A 23,355-nucleotide genomic window follows, 5' to 3' on the forward strand; every position below is an offset into this window, starting at 1 on the left:
CTTGTGCGGGAGGGCTGTCGACGGGGGAGGGTGCGCGCATGGGCGGGGAGACGAGCAGGGTGCGTAACGACATCTCGGGAGTGGTGAACGGGGATGTCGCACAGATCGGAACGGTCCAGGGGGACTTCCATCTGCATCCGGCAGCGGCACGGCCCGAAGCGGAGTGCCCGCGTCAGATCCCGCTGCACACCCGGCCGTTCGTCGGCAGGGACGACCTCCTCCGGGTGCTCGACGAATGGCTCGAAGCGAGCAGTGGCGGCGTGGGGCTGGGCTGTGTGCACGCGCTCACCGGCATGGGGAAGAGCCAGCTGATCAGCCGGTGGGCGGAAGGGGTGCGCGCCCGCTTCCCCGGAGGTGACCTCTATGTCGACTTCGCCGAGCTGCGGGGGCGGCAGGCCGGCGGCGATGTCGGGGAGGCGCTGCGGGCCTGCCTGCGGGCGACGGGGGTCGACGACGTCTACCTGCCCGCGGGTCTGCGCGAGCTGGAGGCGAGGTTCCGCAGCCGTACGGCCGAGCGCGGGGCCGTGCTCGTGGTGCTGGAGAACGTCACGCACGACGCACAGGTCGCCTCCTTCACCCCGGGCGCCCCGGGCAGCCTCGTCCTGGCCACCAGCCACGGCCCGCTGGGCAGGCTCCGCACCAGGGGTGCCCGGCTGAAGTTCCTGGAACCGCTCTCCGCCGAGGAGGGCCTGCGCGTGCTCAAGTGGCACTGCGAGCCCCACCCGGAACGGGTCACGGACGAGCCGCACGCGGCCGCCCGCATCGTCGCCGCGTGCGCGGGGATGCCGGTCGCGCTCCAGGTCGCGGGGGCACTGCTGGCCGAGCGGCCGCAGCGCTCCCTGGCCGGGCTGGCCGACGAGCTCGACGACGAAGCCAACCGGCTGTACGTCCTCTCCCTGGAAGGGGACCGCGTGGTGGCGACCTCGTTCGAGCTGGCCTCCGCGGGGCTTCCCGCCGAGGCCGCCCGCCTCTACCGGCTGCTCAGCCTCTGCCCCGCACCGCGCTGGGACGCCCCGCTCGCCGCCGCCGTGGCCGGCACGGACCGCACTCGGGCCGCGGACCTGCTGGTCGTCCTCCGCCGGGCCGGGCTCCTCGTCGAGTACTCCGACGGCCGGTACGGATTCCACGACCTGGTCCGCCTGCACGCCCGCGCACAGGCGGACATGGCGGACGAGGGACCGGTGGTCGCACGGGTGGCGGACCACCTGCTGGAACTCGCCGCGCACGCCGACCGGACGATCACGGGCAGACGGCTGCGGGCAGGCGCGCACGTGGAGCGGCTGGGCGACGCCCCCGGACCCTTCGCGGACAAGGCGGCGGCACTCGACTGGCTGGACAGCAGACGTGCCGAACTGATCGAAGTGGCGAAGGCCGCCCACGTGCATCAACTGCACGGAACGGCACAGGAGTTGGCCGAGGCGCTCACCGCACTCTTCCTGACCCGCAGGTATCTGGCGGACTGGCTGGTGTCCGGCGAGGTCGGAGTCCGCGCGGCGGCCGCCGGGGGTGACGCGCGCGCCGAGGCGCGGATGCGCACCCTGCTGTCCCGGCCCCTGCTCGACCTCGGTGAGCGCGAGCGGGCCCGGCAGGAGCTGGAGCAGGCGGTCGTACGGGCGGACGAGGACGGCAACGTACTGCTGCGGGCCTCGGTCAGGGAGTTCTACGGGCGTTACTTCGACGCGTACGAGCCGGCGCGGGCGGTCGGCGTCCACCGGGAAGCGGTGGCGCTCTACGAGCAGGCGCTCGCCGAGGACCCGCGCGGACTGCCCATCGGCCTCTACTTCCTCGGCTGCGCGCAGAGCGCCGCGAAGCAGTACCGGGAGGCGCGGGCCACGCTTCAGGACGCCCTCGACCGGTTCGACGTACTGAAGGACGACCGGATGGGCGCGCGGGCACTGGCCGCCCTGGGCGTGGTACGAGGGCACCTGGGGGAGACGCGAGAGGGAGCAGCTGACCTGGAGCGGGCCGCCGACGCACTGCGGAACATCGGGGCGAACCACTACGAGGCCCAGGCGCGCGAAGCGCTGGCCGAGCTGCACGCGCTCCGGGGGGACCCTCGGTCCTGCGGGCGCGAGCTGACCCGGGCGCTGGAGATCTACGCGGCCGGCGGCAGCCCCCGGGCCGGAGAACTGCGACGGAGGCTGGAGCGGGGGGACGTGCGCGACACGTCAGACGGCGGCGGCGCGTAGGACGACCTCCTCCTCGCGGGGCCCCACCGCCAGTACGAAACGCCCGGCCAGCGGGGCCCCGGCATCCAGCAGTGCGTGCACGACGGCACAGAGCAGCGCCGGGTCGGCCGGCCTGCCGGAGAGGGAGGCATCCAGGGCGCGGCCGTCGTCGAGCAGGATCCGGCAGCGGCCGTCGGCCACCGGGCCGACCGCCAGCCGGGCACGTGGATGCCGGGCCAGTGCGCGCGCCGGATCCCTGGACGACAGGGAGGCCGCACGCTGCCGCAGTCCGAGGTCCAGCTCCTCGTCGTCGCAGTGCAGAGAGGAGAAATCGGCGCCCCACGTGTCGATGCGGTCGCCGAAGCCGGTGTCCCGTGCGCCGGCGCTGACGCAGGGTTCGCCGTTGTTGCCGTTGTTGCCGTTGCTGGCGTTGCTGAGAGGGGCGAAGTCGGCCACGGCTGCCGGATGGCGCCGTACCGTCACCCGGCCTGCGGCCAGGTCGGCATGGGTGGTGAGGTGCACGGCGGTCTGGGCGGGCCAGGGGTACGGCACCGGGTCCGCCGGAGCGAGCAGCGGGATCCGGCGCTGCGGCGCGGGCAGCATCAGCGCGTCGTACACCAGGGCGCGCAGCCGTTGCAGCGCACGCCCCGGCGCGATCAGGGCGCTCGCGCCCACCTTGCGGAAGAGCGCGGGGTCGTGCTCGGCGACAGCCCGCTCGATCTGGGGCAGGAGCGGGGCCGCGGGGTCGAGCCGCGGGGCGATCCGGCCCAGTTCGGCCATGGGCGTCCCGGCCACCACCTCGTCGTCGGCGAACGCCCCCAGCAGCAGCGGAGTCCCCAGGGCCGCACCGTAGAACGTCACCGAACCGTGGTCGCCGACGACCACGTCCGCAGCGCAGAGCACCGCCTGCCAGCCCTGTTCTGCCGGTATCCGCAGCAGGCCCGCGTCGAGCGCGGAGGCGAGCACCGTGTCCAGCTGGTAGGAGCCGTGGGCGGCAGGGATGTTGGGGTGGGTGACGAGGGCCACCGCGTACTCGTCCAGGGGGAGCTGCGCCAGGAGGCGGGCGGGCAGCGTGGTGTCCTGGCCCAGTACGGAGCGGTCGCGCCAGGTGGAGCTGATGACGACCAGGCGCCGGCCGTCGCGGATGCCGAGGGCGCGACGGTAGCGGTCGCGGAGGTCCTGGCCGGCGACGAGCATGTCGTGGCAGGGGTCGCCGACCAGCACGGTACGGCCCGCCGTCGCCGGGCAGAACTCCCGCAGCTGGTCCGCCTGGCCGGGATGGGAGAGGGCCAGCAGGGTGCGGGGCAGGAGAGCTTCGGGGACCATTCCGGCGAGCCGTTCACCCGGGCCGCGGGCGTCGGGGACCTGCTTGTGGAAGCCGACCCCGTGGAGCAGGGCCAGCACCGGGGTGGTGCAGGCGCCGCTCGGGTCCACCAGACCGGCGTTCTCGGTGGCGGTGACGATCAGGTCCGGCGCGGGGGACAGGGCGCGGAACTGCTCCCAGGGCAGCGTACGTATGCCCAGCGAGTCGAGGAGTTCCCGCACGCCGGCGCTGAACGCGGAGGTGGCGTCGTACGCGAAGAGGAGGTCCACCCGGTCGTCGTCACGCAGGACGGGGCGCAGGACATCGAGCACGCGGACCGTGGACGTGACGGTACGGGCGACGGCGACCAAGGTGCGGCGACCGGGAAGGGTGCGCCAGCGGCCGGCGTCGGGGCCGACGGGTACGCGGAGACGGGGGAAGGGGGAGAAGGCGGTGCCGGGCTCGGGGGCGGAATCCGCAGCGAACCCGGACCGCGCGTCCTTCGCGGTTCGCGGTTCGCGGTTCGCGGTTCGCGGTTCGCGGTTCGCGGTTCGCGGTTCGCGGTTCGCGGTCATGGTCGGGTTAGCTGGTTTCACCCCGTCCCACAACCCCTCGGCGTTTGATCGTCTGCGCCGTCCCCGGCCCCGACACCGTACGACAGGCACCGGCGCCCGGGAAACCGCCGCGGGCTTCCCTCCCGGGGCAGTTAGCACCCCTCGCGCCACCCCTCCAGCACCGCCTCGATCGTCTCCGCCACCCGTGCCCGCGCCTCCTGCCGGGGGACGCCCGCCATGAGCAGGCTGTCGTACGGGGTGTCCTCGTGCCGGACCGATGCGCGTACCGCCGCCGTGACGGCGCCCCGGTCCAGAGCGCGCCCCGCGGCGCTGCGGCCGACCCGGCCGCTGCCGCGCACCGAGGTGTGGGCGGCGACGGTATGGGCGCGCTCCTGCGGACAGCCGGGGAAGAAGGTGCCGATGGCGGCGGCGAAAGCGGCGGTGAAGAGGGTGTCGTCGGCGGCCCGGCGGGCTGCGTCCCTGACCCGGCGCCGCTCCCGTGCGTCGGCGTCGGCCAGGCACGCGGACTCGGCGCGGGCCAGGGCCGCCTCCTCGACCAACAGGCCCTGGCGCTCGTACCGTTTGCGGCGCTTGTGGAAGCGGACGACCACCGCCCACAGCGAACTGCCCTCCCGGGCCCGGCGGGTGAGGGCGGTGTTCCCGCGGGGGAGCAGGACGAGGTGGCCCAGGTCGGCGCAGTCCAGGCAGCGCGGCGCGTTGAACTCCAGGATGTGCAGGGGCAACGGACCCCGCCGGCACTCCGCGCAGCGACGGCGTCTCAGCGGCTCGATGACGACGAGGTTCCCCTCGGGGCAGGAGGTCTGCGCCGGGCCGGGTGAAGCCGTGGAGTCCGTGTCGTCGTCCCTGGCTTCCGCCGGCAGAGAGGTCATGCCAAGGTCGTACCGCTGTCCGCGGAGCGGTAATCGCGGGAAACGCGGGTTGCGGGGCGGGGTCAGTGAACCGTCGCCGCCGCCAGCTCCAGTGCCCGCGCCAGCCTTTCCCGTGCAGCCGTCTGTGCCGCGATCCGTGCGTCCAGGACGGCCAGCCGCTCCCTGGCGATGCCGAGCGCCCCCGGCGAGGGCGAAGCGCCCATGACGTCCCCGTCCAGACATGGACCGAACGCCCTTACGTCATCCAGGGTCAGTCCCACTTCGAGGAGCTGGCGGATGTTGCGTACGCGGACCACGGCCGCGTCGGCGTCGAACTCCCGGTAGCCGTTCGCCGACCGGTGGGAGGTGAGCAGGCCCACCTGCTCGTAATGGCGCAGCGCGCGCGGGGTGCATCCCGTCGCCCGTGCGAGTTCCCCGATGCGCACTTCCGCCCCCGTACCCCATTCACTTGCGGTGCCGGGAAATTCGTATCACGTACGGGCGTACGGTCGGCGCACGTCCTCACGCGACCACCGCGCCCCCGTCCACCGGCAGCACGACGCCCGTCACGAACGACGCCTGAGGCGAGGCGAGCCGGGTGATCGCCCAGGCGACCTCCTCCGGGCGCCCGATCCGGCCCAGCGGAGTGTGTGCGACCTGCCAGCCCCGGACGGCAGCCAGCTCCTTCGGTGTCAGCCCCCGGTGCTCGCCGATCGGGGTGTCGATCGCGCCGGGGGCGACCGCCACCACGCGGACGCCGCGCGGTGCGAGCTCCACCGCCCAGCTGCGGGTGAGGAGTTCCAGCGCGGCCTTCGACGCGGCGTAGACCCCGTTGCCGGGCCAGGCGCGCAGACCGACGGACGTGGTGACGTTCACCACCACGCCGCTGTGCTCTTCGAGGGCGGGCAGCAGGGCCTGCGTGAGGAGCACCGGGGCGAGGAGGTTCGTCGCGAGTTGCGCCTCGATGCCGGTCCTGGTGTAGGTGCCGAGAGCTCCCTCACCGACGATGCCGGCGTTGTTGACCAGTACGTCCAGCCGTCCGTACATGTCGGTCACCTGGCGTGCGAGGGCCTCGGCGGCGCCGTCCTCGGTGACGTCGGCGGCGAACGGGGTGAGGTACGAGGGGTGCTCGGCAGCCGTCGCCGCCAGGGGCCCCGGCCTGCGCCCCACGGCGATCACCCGCGCCCCTTCGGCGGCGAAGGCGAGGGCGGTGGCCCGGCCGATGCCGGTGCCCGCTCCGGTCACGAGGACGACGCGGCCCTCCACAGGGGTGTCCGATGTGGTGTTCATGCGGCTGATGCTCCGACCCTGCCGCCAGTGACAAGGTCAAGCGGGAGCCCCGGGAAGGGGCATCGGAGACAGGGCCGCGCCGGGGCACACAGGGGAGGTCGCACGGCTGCGTACCGGCGATGATGGCCGGGTGCAGCTGCTACCGATCACCTGGGGACGCCTCGCCGGCCGCCTGGCCCGCCACCTCGACACGCTCGCTCCGGCCGACGGCAGTCCCTGGCTGAAAGTCGGTGTGGACGGAGCGCCCGCCGCCCGCACCGAGGAGCCGGCCGCGCTGATCGCCGAAGCGTTGAGGGCGCGTGGGCGCGTCGTCCACGAGGTCGGGACCGAGGGCTTCCTACGGCCCGCCTCCCTGCGGTTCGAGTACGGGAAGCAGGACCCGGACACCTACTTCGACGGCTGGTTCGACACGGGGGCCCTGTGGCGCGAGGTCTTCGGACCGCTGGAGGCAGGGGGCACGGGACGGGTGCTGCCCGACCTCTGGGACCCGGCGACCGACCGCGCCACCCGCAGCCCGTACGTCCGGCTCCCGCCCGGCGGCGTACTGCTGGTGCACGGTCCGCTGCTGCTCGGGCGGTGGTTCCCGTTCGACCTTACGGTGCACGTCAGGCTGTCGTCCGGGGCGCTGGCCCGCCGTACCGACGAGGACCAGCGGTGGATGCTGCCCGCCTTCGCCCGGTACGAGGCCGAAGTCGCGCCCTCGGATGTCGCTGACATCGTCGTACGGGCCGACGACGCGCGGCACCCGGCGTGGACCGGCTTGCCGGGCGGCGGGGAGTGAGGCCCCGCTGCCCGGAACCGGTGCCGGGTTCACCTGTGACGTACAGGCCGGAGAGGCCCGGTGCGCCGCCCGCCCCGGTCTGCTCCCGCAGGCGCAAACGATGGCTGCTGCCCAGCAGAGGGGCAGCAGTGACGGCGCGAGGCCGACCGGGCCGGCCCCGGCGACGTACACCTTGGACCGGCCCCCCGCCGTCCGGCTAACGGCGGCTGCGGCCGCTGCGGCTGCCGGATTTGATGCTGGCCAGGGCCACGACGCCGATCGCCGCGAGGGCGATCTGGATGAGCCACTCGATCCAGTCGATCCCGTTGGTGTCCTTCACACCGAACGCCTTGGCGATCGCCGCACCCGCCAGGGCCGCGAGGATGCCCACGACGATGGTCCACAGGACGCCGATCTTCTGGCGCCCCGGGACCACGAGTCGGCCGAGGACGCCGATGATGATGCCGATCACGATCGCGCTGATGATGCCGGAAATCTCCATGGCAGCAACTCCCTGGCTGTAGCTCCCTGTAGGGGCTTGTGCCGTTACCTGTGCCCCTCGTACGCCGGGGCACGCGCCCTTTCCCACGCCGGTTTCCGCCGCCTTGTTTCGAGGCCTGGCCGGAGAGTTGTGTGGTGGTATCGCTAAGGTGACCGGCCATGACGACAATTGATCAGGTTGCGGCCGCTTCCGACGTTGGTCCCGCCTCCTTCGCCGTGCACATTCCGGACGCCGAGCTGGTGGCCGAGCCGCTCGACCCGGGGCAGATCGTCTCCGGCTCCCCGGAGGTCACCGGCAAGGTGCTGTGGGAGTCCCTGGACGGCAAGCAGCTGCGCGGTATCTGGCAGATCACGCCCGGCGTGGTGACCGACACCGAGGCCAATGAGCTGTTCGTGGTGGTCAGCGGTCGCGCCACCGTCGAGGTGGAGGGCGGCGCGACCCTGGAGATCGGACCCGGCGACGCCTGTGTGCTGCGCGAGGGCGACCGGACCACCTGGACCGTGCACGAGACGCTGCGCAAGGCGTACCACATCAGCCTCTGAAGCCCCGGCGGTCCCGTCGGCCCAGCAGGTCTTCCGTCCTGGCCGGCTCAGCCGGTTTTCTCCGCCGGTGCGGTACGCGCGGTGAACAGGGCCAGCGCGGCCATCGGCACCAGCAGGAGGGCGCCGGCCGCGTTGAGCCAGCCGTAGCCCGCCTGGGCGACGATCAGCCCGGCGGCGGCACCGCCGACACCGGCCGCCGAGTTCATCGTCAGGTCGGACAGCCCCTGCACGGCGGCGCGGGCGGGCTGCGGCACCGAGTCCGTGAGCAGTGCGGAACCCGAGACCAGCCCGGCCGACCAGCCGAGACCGAGGACGAACAGTCCGGCGGCGGTCTGCCCGTGGCTGCCGCCTGCCGTGCCCGCCAGCAGGGCGGCGAAGGACAGCAGCCCCGCCGCCAGTCCGATCACCGACAGCCGGCCCAGCCGGTCCGCCAGCCAGCCCATCACCGGCGAGAACGCGTACATCCCCGCGATGTGGCCGCTGATGACCAGCCCGACCAGTTCCAGCCCGGCACCGTGGTGGCCCAGGTGGACGGGGGTCATGGTCATGATCGACACCATGGCGGTGTGCGTGACGGCCACTGTGACCAGGGCCAGCCTGGCGCGCGGAGAGGCCTTCACCGCGGCGATGCCCGCCCGCAGTGAACGCCCCGCGGCCGACTGCTCCTCGCGGGGCGCCAGGGCCCGCGCCGTGAGCAGCGGGTCGGGGCGCAGCAGCACCGCGACGATGACGCCCGTGACCAGGAAGATGACGGCGGCCCAAAGGAACGGGGCCGCCGTCAGGGGTATCGAGGTGCCGTCGAAGGCACGCCCCGCCGGGGCCGCGATGTTGGGTCCGAGCACCGCACCGATGGTGGTCGCCCAGACCACCGTCGAGATGGCGCGGGCGCGGCGGTCGGGCGCCGCCAGGTCGGCCGCGGCGAAGCGGGCCTGGAGGTTGGCGGAGGACGCGGCGCCGAACCCGGCCATGCCGATGAGCAGCAGCGGGAAATTGTCCATGAGGGCCGCGACCACCACGAGCCCCGCTCCCAGCGCGCCGATCAGGTACGCCAGGACCAGTCCTGGCCGCCGTCCGCGCGAGGTCATCAGCGAGGCGAGCGGAACCGAGAGCAGCGCCGTGCCCACCACGGAAGCGGTCGGCGCCAGTCCGGAGACGGCCTCGGTGCCACTGATCTCGGTGGCCAGAACGGGCGCCAGCGCGATGCCGATCGGTACTCCGAGCCCGCCGAGGATCTGGCTCACGACGAGCACGGCGGTGGTACGCCGCTGGAGGGCGGGCAGCGCCTCGGCGGTGACGGGGACGTCCGCGAGGTCCGTCGCGAGGGCGGCGGCGTCGGGGGCCGGCACGGCGGCGTCCTCGGGCGCGGTCGGCCGGGCGGGGCGGTCCGCACCCCTCCGCCCGTCGTGGGCGAGGTGGTCCGCGCCGCCCCGGCCGTCGCTGTCGTGGGGGTCCGTGGTGCTCACTTCGCGTACGCCTTTCCGCCGTCGGCCGCGCTCAGCGGCCCTGTGTCGTCGGGAACTTTCCCCGCGCCACCGAGCGGCAGCGGGGCCGGAGCGGCGTCGGGGTCGTGGGAGGCGGCGGCGCCGGAAGGGGGCGCGCCGGGCGTCGGAGGGGTGTCGGAAGGAGTCGTCACGGCCGCAGTGTGCCAGCACAGCTGGGACGCCGACACGGGGTTTACCGCAGGCCGCGGGCTCACCGTCCGCCCGGCGGCCGTCTCCTGACCGCGTGGACATTGCGCTCGGCGTCCACCCGGCGGCGGGCTCCCGACCGCGCGGACCATGCGCTTGGCGTCCGCCCGGCGGCGGGGCACCGGTCAGAAAAGCGGCTGAGGCAGCACCCCTTCCAGCGCCAGCAGCACCCGCTTGGTCTCCAGGCCGCCGCCGAAACCGCCGAGTCCGCCGTCGCTCTCCACCACGCGGTGGCACGCCACGACGACCGGCAGCGGATTGGACCCCATGGCCGCGCCGACCGCCTGGGCGGCCCCCGGCTGGCCGACGCGCCTGGCCAGGTCGCCGTACCCGACGACGCTTCCGTACGGTACGGAGTCGCTCAGCTCGCGCAGCACCTGGCGGTTGAAACCGGAGGTCAGCGACCAGTCCAGGGGGAGCGAGAACTCCCGGAGCCGGCCCGCGAAGTAGTCGGCGAACTGCCGGACGGGCGCGGTCAGCAGCCCGGGCTCGGCCAGCGGGTCCGGTATCTCGACGGGCTCGGCTCCGAGGCGGGCGGCCAACTGCCCGACGGCCTTCTCGCGGACCCGGGCGTCCGCGTGGAAGACCACGCTCACCAGGCCCGCCTCGGTGGCGGCCAGCAGGAGCGGGCCGAGGTCACTGTCGACGACGGCCCACTCGACACGGCTGCTCCGCACCACGTTGTTGTCCACGCCCCCACGCTACGACCCACCACTGACAATGCCGCTGCCGCAGCGGTGCGAGGGGGCCGTGCGAGCAACTGCGGCGGCGCCTCTCTCCGCGCGCGGCGCCCCCTTCCGCGCTCGGGCGCCTTCCCTGCACGGGCCGCCCCTTTCCCGTGGGCGGGGCACCCGTGCGGGAGCGAGACAGGCCCTACCAGGTGCGCACGGCCGTCCGCACCACGTCGGGCCGGTTGGTGATGATGCCGTCGACCCCGAAGCCCCGCACCTTCTTGGCGTTCACCGCGTCGTCCACCGTCCAGGTGTTCACCTTCAGACGCTTGCCGTGTGCACCCCTCAGGCGGTGCACCGACGCCACGTAGGACGCGTTGATCGTGCCGTGCTGCGGATTGATCTGGTCGGTGAACGCCGCGTACTTGGGCAGGTCGGCGACCGCGGGGGTGCCGAGGAAGCCGGTGGTGACGGCCGGGGCCAGCGAGTGCACGGACCGCAGTGTGTCCGCGCCGAAGCTCTGCACGACCAGCCTGCCCTGCACATGGGCGGCGTCCAGCCAGCCCTCGTTGCGCAGCACCCCGACGATGTCCTGCTCGATGCCCGGGTAGAGGGCCGGGTTCTTGACCTCCATCAGGAGCTTCTGCCGGTTCTCGTCGACCCGGTCCAGGTACTGCTTCAGCGTCGGCACGCGCGCGCCCGCGAACGCCGGGCCGAACCAGCTGCCCGCGTCCAGCGTGCTGATCTCCGCCGCGGTGAAGTCCTTGACCTTCCACGGAGAGCGCCCGGGGAAGACCTGCTCCACGTCCGTCGTCCGGGCCAGGGAGTCGTCGTGGACGATCACCAGCTCGCCGTCCTTGGTGCGCTGCACGTCGTTCTCCACCCAGGCGACACCCATCCGGGCCGCCCGGTCCACCGCGGCGAGGGTGTTCTCCGGGGCCTGGGCAGAGGCACCTCGGTGCGCGATCACGGTCGGCCCCGCGGCCGCCACGGCGGCCCGCGCCGCCGCGTCCGCGGGCGACCCGGCAGGTCCGGCAACCGGAGCGGGGGCCGCTCCAGCGGTCGCCGGCAGGGCCAGGGCGGCGGCCCCGCCCAGCAGCAGGGTGAGGGAGGCGGCGGCAGCTCGGGGCAGAGTGCGTACGGGCACTGTTGATCTCCTGGCGCGAGGAAACGGGAGGACAGGGACGACCGGAGCGTGACAGCCGGGAACCAACGGGCAGCACGCGAGGAATGGCCTCGCGGTGAACCCTGCGGTGCACCTTGTGGTGGGCGACGTGTCACGGGGCACGGATCGTACCCCGTGACCACCTGGACACGGAGGGTGGACCCCGCCGTCGGGCCCGTGCCTGACCTGCACGCCCCCTCCCGCCCGCGCCCCCGCCCGGCCGTCGTCCGCCGTCGCCGCCCCCCGGCGGAGGGCCGGTCACCCGGTGAGTGTCAGTGGTGGGTCGTACGGTGGTTCCATGCGGCCCGTTTCCAAGATCGAACGTACGGTGGCGCCCTTCGAGGTCGTCAGTCCCTACCAGCCCAGCGGTGACCAGCCGGCGGCCATCGCCGAGCTGGAGAAGCGCATTCGCGCGGGGGAGAAGGACGTCGTCCTGCTGGGTGCCACCGGCACCGGCAAGTCCGCGACGACCGCCTGGATGATCGAGAAGCTCCAGCGCCCCACGCTCGTCATGGCCCCGAACAAGACCCTCGCCGCCCAGCTGGCGAACGAGTTCCGCGAGCTCCTGCCGAACAACGCGGTCGAGTACTTCGTCTCGTACTACGACTACTACCAGCCCGAGGCGTACGTCCCCCAGTCGGACACCTACATCGAGAAGGACTCCTCGATCAACGAGGAGGTCGAGCGGCTGCGCCACTCCGCGACCAACTCGCTGCTCACCCGCCGCGACGTGGTCGTGGTCGCCTCCGTGTCCTGCATCTACGGCCTCGGTACGCCCCAGGAGTACGTGGACCGCATGGTCACGCTCAAGGTGGGCGAGGAGATCGACCGGGACGCCCTGCTGCGCCGCTTCGTCGACATCCAGTACAACCGCAACGACATGGCGTTCCAGCGCGGCACCTTCCGGGTGCGCGGCGACACCATCGAGATCTTCCCGGTGTACGAGGAACTGGCCGTCCGCATCGAGATGTTCGGCGACGAGATCGAGGCGCTGTCCACGCTGCACCCGCTCACCGGTGAGGTCATCAGCGAGGAGAGCAGCCTGTACGTCTTCCCCGCCAGCCACTACGTCGCGGGCCCCGAGCGCATGGAGAAGGCGGTCAACGGCATCGAGAAGGAGCTGGAGGGCCGCCTCGCCGAGCTGGAGAAGCAGGGCAAGATGCTGGAGGCCCAGCGGCTGCGCATGCGCACCACGTACGACCTGGAGATGCTCCGGCAGATCGGCAGCTGCTCCGGCATCGAGAACTACTCGATGCACTTCGACGGCCGCGAGCCGGGCACCGCCCCGCACACCCTCCTCGACTACTTCCCCGAGGACTTCCTCCTCGTCCTCGACGAGTCGCACGTCACCGTCCCGCAGATCGGCGCGATGTACGAGGGCGACGCCTCCCGCAAGCGCACCCTCGTCGACCACGGCTTCCGGCTGCCGTCCGCGATGGACAACCGCCCGCTGAAGTGGGAGGAGTTCCAGCAGCGGATCGGCCAGACCGTCTATCTGTCCGCCACCCCGGGGACCTACGAACTCTCCCGCGGCGACGGCTTCGTCGAGCAGATCATCCGTCCCACAGGACTCGTCGACCCGGAGGTCGTCGTCAAGCCGACCGAGGGGCAGATCGACGACCTGGTGCACGAGATCCGGCTGCGCACCGAGCGCGACGAGCGCGTGCTGGTCACCACCCTCACCAAGAAGATGTCCGAGGACCTCACCGAGTACTTCCTCGAACTGGGCATCCAGGTGCGGTACCTGCACAGCGACGTCGACACCCTGCGCCGCATCGAGCTGCTGCGCGAGCTGCGCGCCGGCGAGTACGACGTCCTGGTCGGCATCAACCTGCTCCGCGAGGGCCTCGACCTGCCGGAAGTGTCCCTGGTCGCGATCCTCGACGCCGACAAGCAGGGCTTCCTGCGCTCCGGCACCTCGCTCATCCAGACCATCGGCCGCGCGGCGCGCAACGTCTCCGGCCAGGTGCACATGTACGCCGACACGGTGACCCCCGCCATGGCCAAGGCCATCGACGAGACCAACCGCCGCCGCGAGAAGCAGGTCGCGTACAACAAGGAGCGCGGCATCGACCCGCAGCCGCTCCGCAAGAAGATCAACGACATCGTCGCGACGATCGCCCGCGAGGAGGTCGACACCGAGCAGCTGCTGGGCACCGATTACCGGAAGCCGAAAACCGGCAAGGACGCCAAGGCCCCCGTCCCCGCTCTCGGCGGCAAGGCCACGAAGGCGGCCAAGGGGAAGGCGAAGGGCACCGAGGTCCTCACCGACCGCCCGGCGGCCCAACTGGCCGAGCAGATCGAGGAGATGACCGCCCGGATGCGGGCGGCCGCCGCCGAGCTCCAGTTCGAGGTGGCGGCCCGGCTGCGCGACGAGGTCGGGGAGCTCAAGAAGGAGCTGCGGCAGATGAGGGAGGCGGGACAGGCGTAACAGGTGGGGGACGGGCCCCGGTGCGCGTGACGGCGGGGAAGCGTCGCGGAGTGTTGCAGGACCGACACAAAACGCACCGGGGTTGCGACCGCCTGCCGGGATTTGCGTAGGGTGCTGCTCATCCGCACATACGGGCGGTGGTGGGGCATGTGGAGAGGGGTAGCGCGTGACGGTCAACATGACCAAGGGCCAGGCCATCAGCCTGCAGAAGAGCGATGGGGGAACCCTGACCGCGGTGCGGATGGGGCTCGGCTGGCAGGCGGCGCCGCGCCGTGGTCTGTTCGGCTCGCGCACCCGCGAGGTCGACCTCGACGCATCGGCGGTGCTGTTCGCGGACAAGCAGCCGGTGGACGTGGTCTTCTTCCGCCACCTGGTCAGCGACGACGGTTCCGTCAAGCACACCGGTGACAACCTGGTCGGCGGCGCGGGCCAGGGCGGCGACGACGAGTCGATCCTCGTCGACCTCCAGCGCGTCCCGGTGCACATCGACCAGATCGTCTTCACGGTGAACTCCTTCACCGGTCAGACCTTCCAGGAAGTGCAGAACGCGTTCTGCCGCATCGTCGACGAGACCAACGGGCAGGAGATGGCCCGCTTCACGCTCGACGGCGGCGGCCAGTACACCGCCCAGATCATGGCCAAGGTGCACCGCGCGGGCGCGGGCTGGCAGATGACGGCGCTCGGCAACCCGGCCAACGGGCGCACCTTCCAGGACCTGATGCCTTCGATCCTGCCGCACCTGTAGGCGCCGGGCACGCCCCGCAGGCACCGGCCACCAAAGGCCCGGAGGCACACGCGGGCCCGAAGTCACCGCAGTACGCACGGCACCGCAGCACCGCACCACCGCAGCTCCCGGAGGCACCAGGCCGCCGGGAGCTGCGACCGACCGGGGGAGAGACGATGACGGCCGAGCTGGTCCGGGGGCAGAACCACCCCTTGCCCCAGGCCCGTTGGGAGATCCGGGTCTCGGCCGGCCAGCCGGTCGTCGCCGGAGCCACCCTCGGCGACGAACGGGGCACCGTACGGGGCGTCGAATGGGTGGCCCACCCGGGCACCCCCCAGCTGCCCGGCCTCGAAGTGTCCCGGCAGGCCGCGGCCGACCACCGGCTCGCCGTCGACCTGGGCGCACTGCCCGAGGCGGTGCACCGGGTGCACGTGCTGCTCGCCCTGCCGGCCGCGACCGGCGCCCCCGCCCGCTTCGGCGCGGTCGCCGCTCCCTTCGTCGCGGTGACCACCCCCGAGGGCGACGAGGTCGTCACCTTCACGCTCACCGGACTGGACGCCGAGTCCGCCGTCGTCGCGCTGGAGATCTACCGGCGCGGCGACGCCTGGAAGGTGCGGGCCGTCGGCCAGGGGTACGCGGGCGGACTCGCCGAGATGCTCGCCGACCAGGGGCTCGGCCAGGCGCACGAGCTGGCCGCCACCATCCAGGAGGCCGTCGGCCGGGGCCTGGCCCGTTCGGTGGCGCCGTCCCCGCCCCGTACCGCGGAGGGCGACCGCACCCGCCACCCGGCGACCGCCGCCCGCCAGGAAGCGGCCCGCCAGGAAGCGGCCCGCCAGGACGCCGCCCGCCGTGACGCCGTACCCGGCAACACCGGCGGCAGTGCCGGCAGTGCCGGCAGTGCCGGCAGTGCCCACGGTGGCCCTACAGGCGCCGCCAGCACCGTGAGCCGCACCGGCGACCACACCGGCAGCCCCGCCACCAGCCCCACCAGCAACGACACCACCGCCGCCTCCCCCCGCCCAAGCCAGGGCCCCGTCAACTACACCCACCCCCGACGCAAGGCGGCGCCCGCACCCGCGGCCCCTCCGGCCCCGCCCGCGCCGCCCACCCGCCCGGAGCCCGCCCCGCACGAGCCGGGGCAGCCGCCGCGCCCCGTCGCGGGCGACGCCTCCGGGTGGTCCCTGGAGGAGCGCCTCTACAACCAGGTCTGGGGCATGTTCGAGGACCTGGCCCGCACCGCCGCCGCCTACCGCAGCGCAGTCGACTTCGCCGAGTCCCGGCTGGAGCAGGAGCTCGACAAGGCCCTCTCCGACCCGCGCAGCCGCATCGGCGGCGCCGGCGACCTGGCCGGGGAGAACGCCCGTGCCAAGCGTGACCGGCTCGTCGAGCAGGCCCGTGCCGTCCTGGACCGGGACCTCGCCCAGCTGATTGCCGAGTCCGAGGTGGTGGAGCCCGCCCTGCCGCCCTCCTTCGCCCGCTGGGACAACCCGGCCTGGCACGCCTACCGGGTCCCGATGGAGATCCCGATGGCGCTGCGGATCGGCGACCTGCACCTCCCGGAGCGCCCGGAGCTGCACATTCCGCTGCTGGTCAGGCTGCCGCTGGAACGAGGTCTGTGGATCGACAGCGGACGGACCGGTTCCGAGGCCGCGATGATGATGGAGACCGACCAGCTGCGCCGCCAGGCCATGGACACCGCCGTCGCACACGCCGCCCGCCTCCTCGGGGCTTACCCGGCCGGCGAGTTCACGGTGCACGTCATCGACCCGGCGGGCGCCGCGCACGCCGCCCTCGCCCCGCTGGTCAAGTCAGGTGTGCTGACCGGGCCGCCGGCGGCCGGCGCCCAGGGCGTGCAGAGCGTCCTGGCGAAGCTGACCGAGCGGGTGGACCTGGTGCAGATGGCGGTCAGGGCGGGGGCGTCCGACGCGCTGCCGCCGCACGTGGACACCGCCGAGCAGCTCCTGATCGTCCACGACTTCCCGCACGGCTTCGACGACCGCGCCGTCACCCAGCTGCGCTATCTCGCGGACGAGGGCCCGGCCGTCGGCGTGCATCTGATGATGGTGGCCGACCGGGAGGACGCCAGTGCCTACGGCCCGGTGCTCGATCCGCTGTGGCGTTCGCTGCTGCGCATCACACCGGTGCCCGACGCGCACCTCGCCGACCCGTGGGTCGGACACGCCTGGACGTACGAGCCGCTGCTCGCGCCGCCCGGAAGCCAGGTCCTGTGGAACGTGCTCAGCCAGGTGGCTGCTGCCCGCCGGGATCTCGGACGGTGACCCAGAGTTTCCCAAAGGTAGGCAAAGGCTCCTGACCTGCACATTTATCAAAGCCTTTAGCTAGCCCTTTACCTCCTCTTGGTACTTCCTGTAGTCTCGGCGGAGCGGAGGGGAGTACTCCCGGCCTGCGATGTTCCCGTCAATACGGACCGCCATCGGTCCCGGGGCATCGGCCCGGCGCACGCCACAGAGCGGCTCGGGTGGAAGAGACCTCCGGCAGCGACGACGCTGATTGAGTTGCCGTAGCTATCTGCCGGAGGCGCAGTGGACGTTTCAACGAGCATGTGGGTCTTCACCGTTCTGGGGCTCGCCGCCCTGATCGGTGCGGACTTCTTCATCGGGCGCAAGCCCCACGACGTTTCGATCAAGGAAGCGGGGATCTGGACGGTCGTCTGGATCACCCTGGCCGTCCTCTTCGGTATCGGCCTGCTGTTCTTCGGTACGAGCCAGGCGTCCGCCGAGTTCTTCGCGGGTTTCGTCACCGAGAAGTCGCTGAGCGTCGACAACCTCTTCGTCTTCGTCCTGATCATGGCGAAGTTCTCGGTGCCCACCCACCTCCAGCAGCGGGTGCTGCTGATCGGTGTGCTGATAGCTCTGGTCCTGCGCACGATCTTCATCGCGGCCGGGGCCACGGTCATCGCCAACTTCTCCTGGGTCTTCTACATCTTCGGCGCGTTCCTGATCTACACCGCGTGGAAGCTGATCAAGGAAGCGCGAGCCGGCGCGGAGGACGAGGAGTGGGAGGAGAACCGTCTCCTCAAGGCCGCCGAGAAGCGCTTCGGCGTCGACGACAAGTACAGCGGCACCAAGCTCTTCGTCCAGAAGCACGGCAAGCGCGTCATGACGCCGCTGATGGTCGTCATGCTGGCCATCGGCACCACCGACGTGCTGTTCGCGCTGGACTCGATCCCCGCGATCTTCGGCCTCACCCAGGACCCGTACATCGTCTTCACCGCGAACGCCTTCGCGCTGATGGGTCTGCGCCAGCTGTACTTCCTGATCGGCGGCCTGCTCAAGAAGCTGGTCCACCTGAGCTACGGCCTGTCGGTCATCCTCGGCTTCATCGGCGTCAAGCTGGTGCTGCACGCCCTGCACGAGAACGGGGTGCACGTCCCCGAGATCTCCATCGCCTTCTCGCTGTCCGTCATCGGCGGCGTGCTCCTCATCACGACGATCACCAGCCTGATCGCCAACAAGAAGCGCGAGGCGGCCGAGGCGGCCGAGGCCGGGAAGTCGGACAGGACGTCCGTCGACTCCTGACCCGTAGCTGAACGGCGGAAGAGGTGGACGGCTCCGCGCCGTCCACCTCTTCCGTTTCTGTACGGTCCACCGTCCGCTCGCCGCCGTGCCGCGACTACCAGCCGCGCTCGCGCCATTCGGCCAGCTTCGGCCGCTCGTCGCCGAGCGTGGTGTCGCCGCCGTGCCCGGGGTAGACCCAGGACTCGTCGGGCAGCCGGTCGAAGAGCTTCTCCTCGACGTCGCGGAGCAGGGTGGCGAACGCCTGCGCGTCACCCCCGGTGTTGCCGACTCCGCCGGGGAAGAGGCAGTCGCCGGTGAAGACGTGCGGGTGGCCGTGCGGGTCGTCGTAGACGAGCACGATGCTTCCCGGGGTGTGCCCGGCCACGTGCCGTGCGGTCAGCTCCACCCGTCCCACCCGTACGGTGTCGCCGTCCTCCAGGAGCACGTCGCTGGGGACGGGGATGCCCTCGGCGTCGTACTTCCCCGCGTACGTGCGGGCCCCGGTGGCCGCGACGACCTCCGCGAGCGCCTGCCAGTGGTCGCCGTGCCGATGGGTGGTGACGACGGACGCGATCGAGTCGTCACCGATCAGCGCCAGCAGGATGTGCGGCTCGGCCGCCGCGTCGATCAGCAACTGCTCACCGGTGTCCCGGCAGCGCAGCAGATACGCGTTGTTCTCCATCGGCCCGACCGCGGCCTTCGAGATCATCAGGTCCCTGAGCTCGTGCACATCCGCGGGCCCGCCGACCTTCACCACTCCGCTGTACGTCATACCGCGCAGCCTATAGCGGCCGTTACAGCGGCGGCAGTACGGGGAGATTCCCGCCGGTGACCTTCAGCGCACCGCCGTCGCGGCGGCCGGCGAGCCACCCGAGGAGGTCCGCCGCCGTCCCCTCGACGCCGAGGGTGTCCGCCAGGCCGCCACCCGTCGTCCAAACCCGGCCCGCCGAGTCCTTCAGGCCGATCGACGGCAGGTCCGGGTGGCGTCCGAAGCGTTCGGTGAGGAACTCGGTCTCGCGCTGTGTGAACTCCTCGGACAGGTCCTCCAGCTCGTACCCGATTCCGAGGTCCACGTGGTGCAGCTCGACTTCGATCAGCCGCCGGAACGGCACCCGGGACGCCGCGTCCACGACGCCGTTGCGCAGCTCCACGGTCCGCGACCAGTCCGCCGGCTCCCCGGTCTCCCTGGCGAAGGCATCCGCGGTCGCCCGTACGTCCGCCAGCTGTACGGCGAGGGGGCGCGGGGCGTCGCGGGCGATGTCGGCGTCCCTGGCCTCCGCGCTCGCGTACATGGGGCGGCCGGCCAGGACGTTCAGCAGGGCGTCGGCATTGCGGGCCAGGTGGGCCAGCACATGGCCGCGGGTCCAGCCGGGCAGCCGGGAGGGGGCGGAGACCGCGTCGTCGTCGAGCCCGGCCGCGGCGTCGAGCAGGCGGTTCGTGGCGTCGCTCAGCAGGGCCAGATCGTGCACATGATCGTTCATGACGCAGACGATAGGCCGCAGCGCAAGGCTCAGCCACTCGTTCGGGTGAAGAGGGAGACGTGTGGCGCCTAATCGAATGTACGTGCTATACGCTCGAAGGGAACATCCGAACCCCGGGCAACCGTTGAACGGAACGGTGCCCCAGGATCCGGCACCCAGTACACCACCGTGCTCTTCACCCAGCACGCTCTCCACCAGCACATGGCACCCCCACCCCAGCAGCCTGCTTCCCGGCACCCTGCTTCTCTCAAGAAAGGTGCGGACCGGCGTGGCCGACCGTCTCATCGTTCGTGGCGCTCGCGAGCACAACCTCAAGAATGTCTCGCTCGACCTTCCCCGCGACTCCCTCATCGTGTTCACGGGGCTCTCCGGCTCGGGCAAGTCGTCCCTCGCGTTCGACACGATCTTCGCCGAGGGGCAGCGCCGCTACGTCGAGTCGCTGTCCTCCTACGCCCGGCAGTTCCTCGGCCAGATGGACAAGCCGGACGTCGACTTCATCGAGGGCCTCTCGCCGGCGGTCTCCATCGACCAGAAGTCGACCTCGCGCAACCCGCGCTCGACGGTCGGCACGATCACCGAGGTCTACGACTACCTCCGGCTGCTCTTCGCCAGGATCGGCAAGCCGCACTGTCCGGAGTGCCGCCGGCCGATCTCCCGGCAGTCCCCGCAGGCCATCGTCGACAAGGTCCTGGAGCTGCCCGAGGGCAGCCGCTTCCAGGTGCTCTCGCCGCTGGTCCGCGAGCGCAAGGGCGAGTTCGTCGACCTGTTCGCCGAACTCCAGACCAAGGGGTTCAGCCGGGCCAGGGTCGACGGCGAGACCATCCAGCTCAGCGAGCCGCCCACGCTCAAGAAGCAGGAGAAGCACACCATCGAGGTGGTCGTCGACCGTCTCACCGTCAAGGACAGCGCCAAGCGCCGGCTGACCGACTCGGTGGAGACCGCCCTCGGCCTCGCCGGCGGCATGGTCATTCTCGACTTCGTGGACCTCGAAGCGGACGACCCCGACCGCGAGCGGATGTACTCCGAGCACCTCTACTGCCCGTACGACGACCTGTCGTTCGAGGAGCTGGAACCGCGCTCGTTCTCCTTCAACTCTCCCTTCGGCGCCTGCCCCGACTGCTCCGGCATCGGCACGAGGATGGAGGTCGACGCGGAGCTGATCGTCCCCGACCCGGAGAAGTCCCTCGACGAGGGCGCCATCCACCCGTGGTCGCACGGCCACACCAAGGACTACTTCGCCCGCCTGATCAACGCCCTGGCGAGCGAACTGGGCTTCAGTACGCAGATGCCCTGGGCGGGACTCCCGCTGCGCGCCAGGAAGGCCCTGCTGAACGGCCACAAGACGCAGATCGAGGTCCGCTACCGCAACCGGTACGGGCGCGAGCGCGCCTACACCACCTCCTTCGAGGGGGCGCTCCCGTTCGTGAAGCGGCGGCACGCGGAGTCCGACAGCGACTCCAGTCGCGAGCGCTTCGAGGGGTACATGCGCGAGGTGCCCTGCCCGACCTGCGAAGGCACCCGCCTCAAGCCGCTCGTCCTCGCGGTCACCGTGATGGAGAAGTCCATCGCTGAGGTCTCCGCGATGTCGATCAGCGAGTGCGCCGAGTTCCTCCTCAAGCTCACCCTCAACGCCCGCGACAAGAAGATCGCCGAGCGGGTGCTCAAGGAGGTCAACGAGCGGCTGCGCTTCCTCGTCGACGTCGGCCTCGACTACCTCTCGCTGAACCGCCCGGCGGGCTCCCTCTCCGGCGGCGAGGCACAGCGCATCCGCCTCGCCACCCAGATCGGCTCCGGCCTGGTCGGCGTGCTCTACGTCCTGGACGAGCCGTCCATCGGACTGCACCAGCGCGACAACCACCGCCTCATCGAGACGCTGGTACGGCTGCGCGACATGGGCAACACCCTGATCGTCGTCGAGCACGACGAGGACACCATGAAGGTGGCCGACTGGATCGTCGACATCGGCCCCGGCGCCGGTGAGCACGGCGGCAAGGTGGTGCACAGCGGCTCAATGAAGGGGCTGCTCGCCAACAAGGAGTCGATCACCGGCCAGTACCTCTCCGGCAAGCGGGCCATCCCGACCCCGGACGTACGCCGCCCCATCGACCCGGCGCGCCGCCTCGTCGTGCACGGCGCCCGCGAGAACAACCTGCGGGACATCGACGTGTCCTTCCCGCTGGGGGTCCTCACCGCCGTCACCGGGGTATCCGGATCCGGCAAGTCGACGCTGGTCAACGACATCCTCTACACGCACCTGGCCCGCGAGCTGAACGGGGCGCGCAGCGTTCCCGGCCGGCACACGCGCGTGGCGGGCGACGACCTCCTCGACAAGGTCGTGCACGTCGACCAGTCACCGATCGGCCGCACTCCGCGGTCCAACCCGGCGACCTACACCGGCGTCTTCGACAAGATCCGCAAGCTGTTCGCGGAGACCACGGAGGCGAAGGTACGGGGCTACCAGCAGGGCCGTTTCTCCTTCAACGTCAAGGGCGGCCGCTGCGAGAACTGCTCCGGTGACGGCACCATCAAGATCGAGATGAACTTCCTGCCGGACGTCTACGTCCCGTGCGAGGTGTGCCACGGCGCGCGGTACAACCGCGAGACCCTCGAAGTGCACTACAAGGGCAAGAACATCGCCGAGGTGCTCAACATGCCGATCGAGGAGGCACTCGCCTTCTTCGAACCGGTCACCTCGATCGCCCGCTACCTCCAGACCCTCAACGAGGTCGGCCTCGGATACGTACGCCTCGGCCAGGCCGCGACCACCCTCTCCGGCGGTGAGGCGCAGCGCGTCAAGCTGGCGGCCGAACTCCAGAAGCGGTCCTCCGGGCGGAGCGTCTACATCCTCGACGAGCCGACCACCGGCCTGCACTTCGAGGACATCAGCAAGCTCATCAAGATCCTGGAGGGCCTGGTCGAGAAGGGGAACTCGGTGATCGTCATCGAGCACAACCTCGATGTGATCAAGACGGCCGACTGGGTCGTCGACATGGGCCCCGAGGGCGGCAAGGGCGGCGGCCTGGTGGTCGCCGAGGGCACCCCGGAGGAGGTCGCGGGGGTGGCCGCCAGCCACACCGGCAAGTTCCTGCGGGACATCCTGGACCCGAGCCGGATCAGCGATGCGACACCGGCGGTGCGGAAGGCTCCTGCGCGGAAGGCGGCGGTTGCCAAGAAGACGGCGCCGGTGAAGAAGGTGGCGGCCGCCACGTCCGCCAAGTCCGCCTCGGTGAAGTCGGCGGCGCCGGCCAAGAAGGTGGCCAAGAAGGCCCCCGCCAAAAAAACTACCCGCTGACGAAGCCCCCTCCTCCACCCGGCCCCACCGCCCCCTCGGGCGGCGGGGCCGCACCCTTGCCCCTCGGGCGGCGGGGCCGCCCTGATTGCCCCGACTCCTCGGGCGGCGGGGCCGCCCCCCGGGGGCGGGACGGGCGGGCAAGGGGGCGGCCCCCGGCGGAGCCGTGCACCTGCCCCGCCCGACCCCGGCTCCGCCGCCAAGGTTCCGCTCCGGCCCCGGAGTGGTCCGCTGCGCGGGGCTTCACCCCACCCCGCCCCTTCCCGACTGTGACACCTTGCGGCTCCGCCGCGCGGGTGGCTCCGCCCCGGACCCCGGGGTGGCAGCCCGGCCAGGGGTGGGTGGGGGTGTGCGGGTGGAGTGTGGCTGGCCGCGCAGTTCCCCGCGCCCCTAACGGGGC

At 71.9% G+C, this 23,355-nt stretch carries 19 protein-coding genes; 8 read left to right on the forward strand and 11 right to left on the reverse strand.

Features of this window, described 5'->3' with window-relative positions:
* Positions 1-38: 38 nt before the first annotated feature.
* Positions 39-2,189 (forward strand): hypothetical protein, encoded by a 2,151-nt coding sequence (locus tag ACFWVV_RS04045; RefSeq protein WP_384349498.1) that lies wholly within the window; start codon positions 39-41, stop codon positions 2,187-2,189.
* On the opposite strand, the gene ACFWVV_RS04050 is transcribed toward ACFWVV_RS04045, so the two are convergent.
* The 4 genes from ACFWVV_RS04050 to ACFWVV_RS04065 form a co-directional block, all read right to left on the reverse strand.
* Positions 2,169-4,046 (reverse strand): CDP-glycerol glycerophosphotransferase family protein, encoded by a 1,878-nt coding sequence (locus ACFWVV_RS04050; RefSeq protein WP_384349500.1) that lies wholly within the window; start codon positions 4,044-4,046, stop codon positions 2,169-2,171. The genes ACFWVV_RS04045 and ACFWVV_RS04050 overlap by 21 nt on opposite strands.
* A gap of 131 nt (positions 4,047-4,177) precedes the next feature.
* On the reverse strand, positions 4,178-4,915 hold the full coding sequence (locus ACFWVV_RS04055; protein ID WP_384349503.1) for a DUF2293 domain-containing protein: 738 nt from the start codon (positions 4,913-4,915) through the stop codon (positions 4,178-4,180).
* 62 nt (positions 4,916-4,977) lie between these two features.
* Complete coding sequence (locus tag ACFWVV_RS04060) at positions 4,978-5,340, reverse strand: MerR family transcriptional regulator (protein ID WP_384349506.1); 363 nt, start codon at positions 5,338-5,340, stop codon at positions 4,978-4,980.
* A gap of 76 nt (positions 5,341-5,416) precedes the next feature.
* Entirely contained in the window at positions 5,417-6,184 is a 768-nt protein-coding gene (locus tag ACFWVV_RS04065) for an SDR family NAD(P)-dependent oxidoreductase (RefSeq protein ID WP_384349509.1), read from the reverse strand.
* Between the two features lie 130 nt (positions 6,185-6,314).
* Here ACFWVV_RS04065 and ACFWVV_RS04070 point away from each other — a divergent pair, with 130 nt between their 5' ends.
* Positions 6,315-6,965 carry a uridine kinase gene (locus tag ACFWVV_RS04070; RefSeq protein ID WP_384349512.1) on the forward strand — a complete coding sequence of 217 codons (651 nt, stop codon included), beginning with the start codon at positions 6,315-6,317 and terminating at the stop codon, positions 6,963-6,965.
* 196 nt (positions 6,966-7,161) lie between these two features.
* Here the strand turns inward: ACFWVV_RS04070 and ACFWVV_RS04075 are convergent, their stop codons facing one another.
* Positions 7,162-7,446 (reverse strand): GlsB/YeaQ/YmgE family stress response membrane protein, encoded by a 285-nt coding sequence (locus ACFWVV_RS04075; protein ID WP_384349515.1) that lies wholly within the window; start codon positions 7,444-7,446, stop codon positions 7,162-7,164.
* Positions 7,447-7,604: 158 nt separating this feature from the next.
* On the opposite strand from ACFWVV_RS04075, the gene ACFWVV_RS04080 reads away from it, so the two are divergent.
* Entirely contained in the window at positions 7,605-7,988 is a 384-nt protein-coding gene (locus ACFWVV_RS04080; protein WP_384349517.1) for a cupin domain-containing protein, read from the forward strand.
* 47 nt (positions 7,989-8,035) lie between these two features.
* On the opposite strand, the gene ACFWVV_RS04085 is transcribed toward ACFWVV_RS04080, so the two are convergent.
* From ACFWVV_RS04085 to ACFWVV_RS04100, 4 genes are all read right to left on the reverse strand, one after another.
* Positions 8,036-9,334, reverse strand: coding sequence for an MFS transporter (locus tag ACFWVV_RS04085; protein WP_384349827.1), 1,299 nt, complete (start codon positions 9,332-9,334; stop codon positions 8,036-8,038).
* A gap of 113 nt (positions 9,335-9,447) precedes the next feature.
* The gene (locus ACFWVV_RS04090; protein WP_384349520.1) at positions 9,448-9,621 is read right to left on the reverse strand and encodes a hypothetical protein; all 174 of its coding nucleotides are present in this window, start codon (positions 9,619-9,621) and stop codon (positions 9,448-9,450) included.
* Between the two features lie 180 nt (positions 9,622-9,801).
* Positions 9,802-10,368: a methylated-DNA--[protein]-cysteine S-methyltransferase gene (locus ACFWVV_RS04095; protein WP_384349523.1), complete on the reverse strand. Its 567-nt coding sequence runs from the start codon at positions 10,366-10,368 to the stop codon at positions 9,802-9,804.
* 181 nt (positions 10,369-10,549) lie between these two features.
* Positions 10,550-11,449: a glycerophosphodiester phosphodiesterase gene (locus ACFWVV_RS04100; RefSeq protein ID WP_384349830.1), complete on the reverse strand. Its 900-nt coding sequence runs from the start codon at positions 11,447-11,449 to the stop codon at positions 10,550-10,552.
* A gap of 361 nt (positions 11,450-11,810) precedes the next feature.
* On the opposite strand from ACFWVV_RS04100, the gene uvrB reads away from it, so the two are divergent.
* The 4 genes from uvrB to ACFWVV_RS04120 all read left to right on the forward strand — a co-directional run bounded on the left by uvrB (position 11,811) and on the right by ACFWVV_RS04120 (position 18,206).
* A complete protein-coding gene (gene uvrB / locus ACFWVV_RS04105; protein ID WP_384349526.1) occupies positions 11,811-13,943 on the forward strand; it encodes an excinuclease ABC subunit UvrB in 2,133 nt (710 codons plus the stop codon).
* Positions 13,944-14,109: 166 nt separating this feature from the next.
* Positions 14,110-14,688 (forward strand): TerD family protein, encoded by a 579-nt coding sequence (locus tag ACFWVV_RS04110; RefSeq protein WP_384349529.1) that lies wholly within the window; start codon positions 14,110-14,112, stop codon positions 14,686-14,688.
* A 155-nt stretch (positions 14,689-14,843) separates the two neighbouring features.
* Positions 14,844-16,946: a TerD family protein gene (locus tag ACFWVV_RS04115; RefSeq protein WP_384349532.1), complete on the forward strand. Its 2,103-nt coding sequence runs from the start codon at positions 14,844-14,846 to the stop codon at positions 16,944-16,946.
* Between the two features lie 282 nt (positions 16,947-17,228).
* Positions 17,229-18,206 (forward strand): TerC family protein, encoded by a 978-nt coding sequence (locus ACFWVV_RS04120; RefSeq protein WP_384349832.1) that lies wholly within the window; start codon positions 17,229-17,231, stop codon positions 18,204-18,206.
* Positions 18,207-18,300: 94 nt separating this feature from the next.
* On the opposite strand, the gene ACFWVV_RS04125 is transcribed toward ACFWVV_RS04120, so the two are convergent.
* Complete coding sequence (locus tag ACFWVV_RS04125) at positions 18,301-18,957, reverse strand: MBL fold metallo-hydrolase (RefSeq protein ID WP_384349535.1); 657 nt, start codon at positions 18,955-18,957, stop codon at positions 18,301-18,303.
* 22 nt (positions 18,958-18,979) lie between these two features.
* Complete coding sequence (locus ACFWVV_RS04130; RefSeq protein WP_384349538.1) at positions 18,980-19,666, reverse strand: maleylpyruvate isomerase family mycothiol-dependent enzyme; 687 nt, start codon at positions 19,664-19,666, stop codon at positions 18,980-18,982.
* Between the two features lie 256 nt (positions 19,667-19,922).
* Between ACFWVV_RS04130 and uvrA the strand changes: the two genes are divergently transcribed.
* Positions 19,923-22,958, forward strand: coding sequence for an excinuclease ABC subunit UvrA (uvrA, locus tag ACFWVV_RS04135; RefSeq protein WP_384349541.1), 3,036 nt, complete (start codon positions 19,923-19,925; stop codon positions 22,956-22,958).
* The last annotated feature ends 397 nt before the right edge of the window (positions 22,959-23,355 follow it).

The organism is Streptomyces sp. NPDC058663, from assembly GCF_042716745.1.
Classification (GTDB): Bacteria; Actinomycetota; Actinomycetes; order Streptomycetales; family Streptomycetaceae; genus Streptomyces.

Excerpts from the sequence above, each read along its gene's own strand:
- ACFWVV_RS04125 (WP_384349535.1), bottom strand. The coding sequence starts at position 18,957 with ATGACGTACAGCGGAGTGGTGAAGGTCGGCGGGCCCGCGGATGTGCAC.
- ACFWVV_RS04120 (WP_384349832.1), top strand. The coding sequence starts at position 17,229 with ATGTGGGTCTTCACCGTTCTGGGGCTCGCCGCCCTGATCGGTGCGGAC.
- uvrB (WP_384349526.1), top strand. The coding sequence starts at position 11,811 with ATGCGGCCCGTTTCCAAGATCGAACGTACGGTGGCGCCCTTCGAGGTC.
- ACFWVV_RS04045 (WP_384349498.1), top strand. The coding sequence starts at position 39 with ATGGGCGGGGAGACGAGCAGGGTGCGTAACGACATCTCGGGAGTGGTG.
- ACFWVV_RS04055 (WP_384349503.1), bottom strand. The coding sequence starts at position 4,915 with ATGACCTCTCTGCCGGCGGAAGCCAGGGACGACGACACGGACTCCACG.
- ACFWVV_RS04130 (WP_384349538.1), bottom strand. The coding sequence starts at position 19,666 with ATGAACGATCATGTGCACGATCTGGCCCTGCTGAGCGACGCCACGAAC.
- ACFWVV_RS04115 (WP_384349532.1), top strand. The coding sequence starts at position 14,844 with ATGACGGCCGAGCTGGTCCGGGGGCAGAACCACCCCTTGCCCCAGGCC.
- ACFWVV_RS04080 (WP_384349517.1), top strand. The coding sequence starts at position 7,605 with ATGACGACAATTGATCAGGTTGCGGCCGCTTCCGACGTTGGTCCCGCC.
- ACFWVV_RS04050 (WP_384349500.1), bottom strand. The coding sequence starts at position 4,046 with ATGACCGCGAACCGCGAACCGCGAACCGCGAACCGCGAACCGCGAACC.
- ACFWVV_RS04075 (WP_384349515.1), bottom strand. The coding sequence starts at position 7,446 with ATGGAGATTTCCGGCATCATCAGCGCGATCGTGATCGGCATCATCATC.
- ACFWVV_RS04065 (WP_384349509.1), bottom strand. The coding sequence starts at position 6,184 with ATGAACACCACATCGGACACCCCTGTGGAGGGCCGCGTCGTCCTCGTG.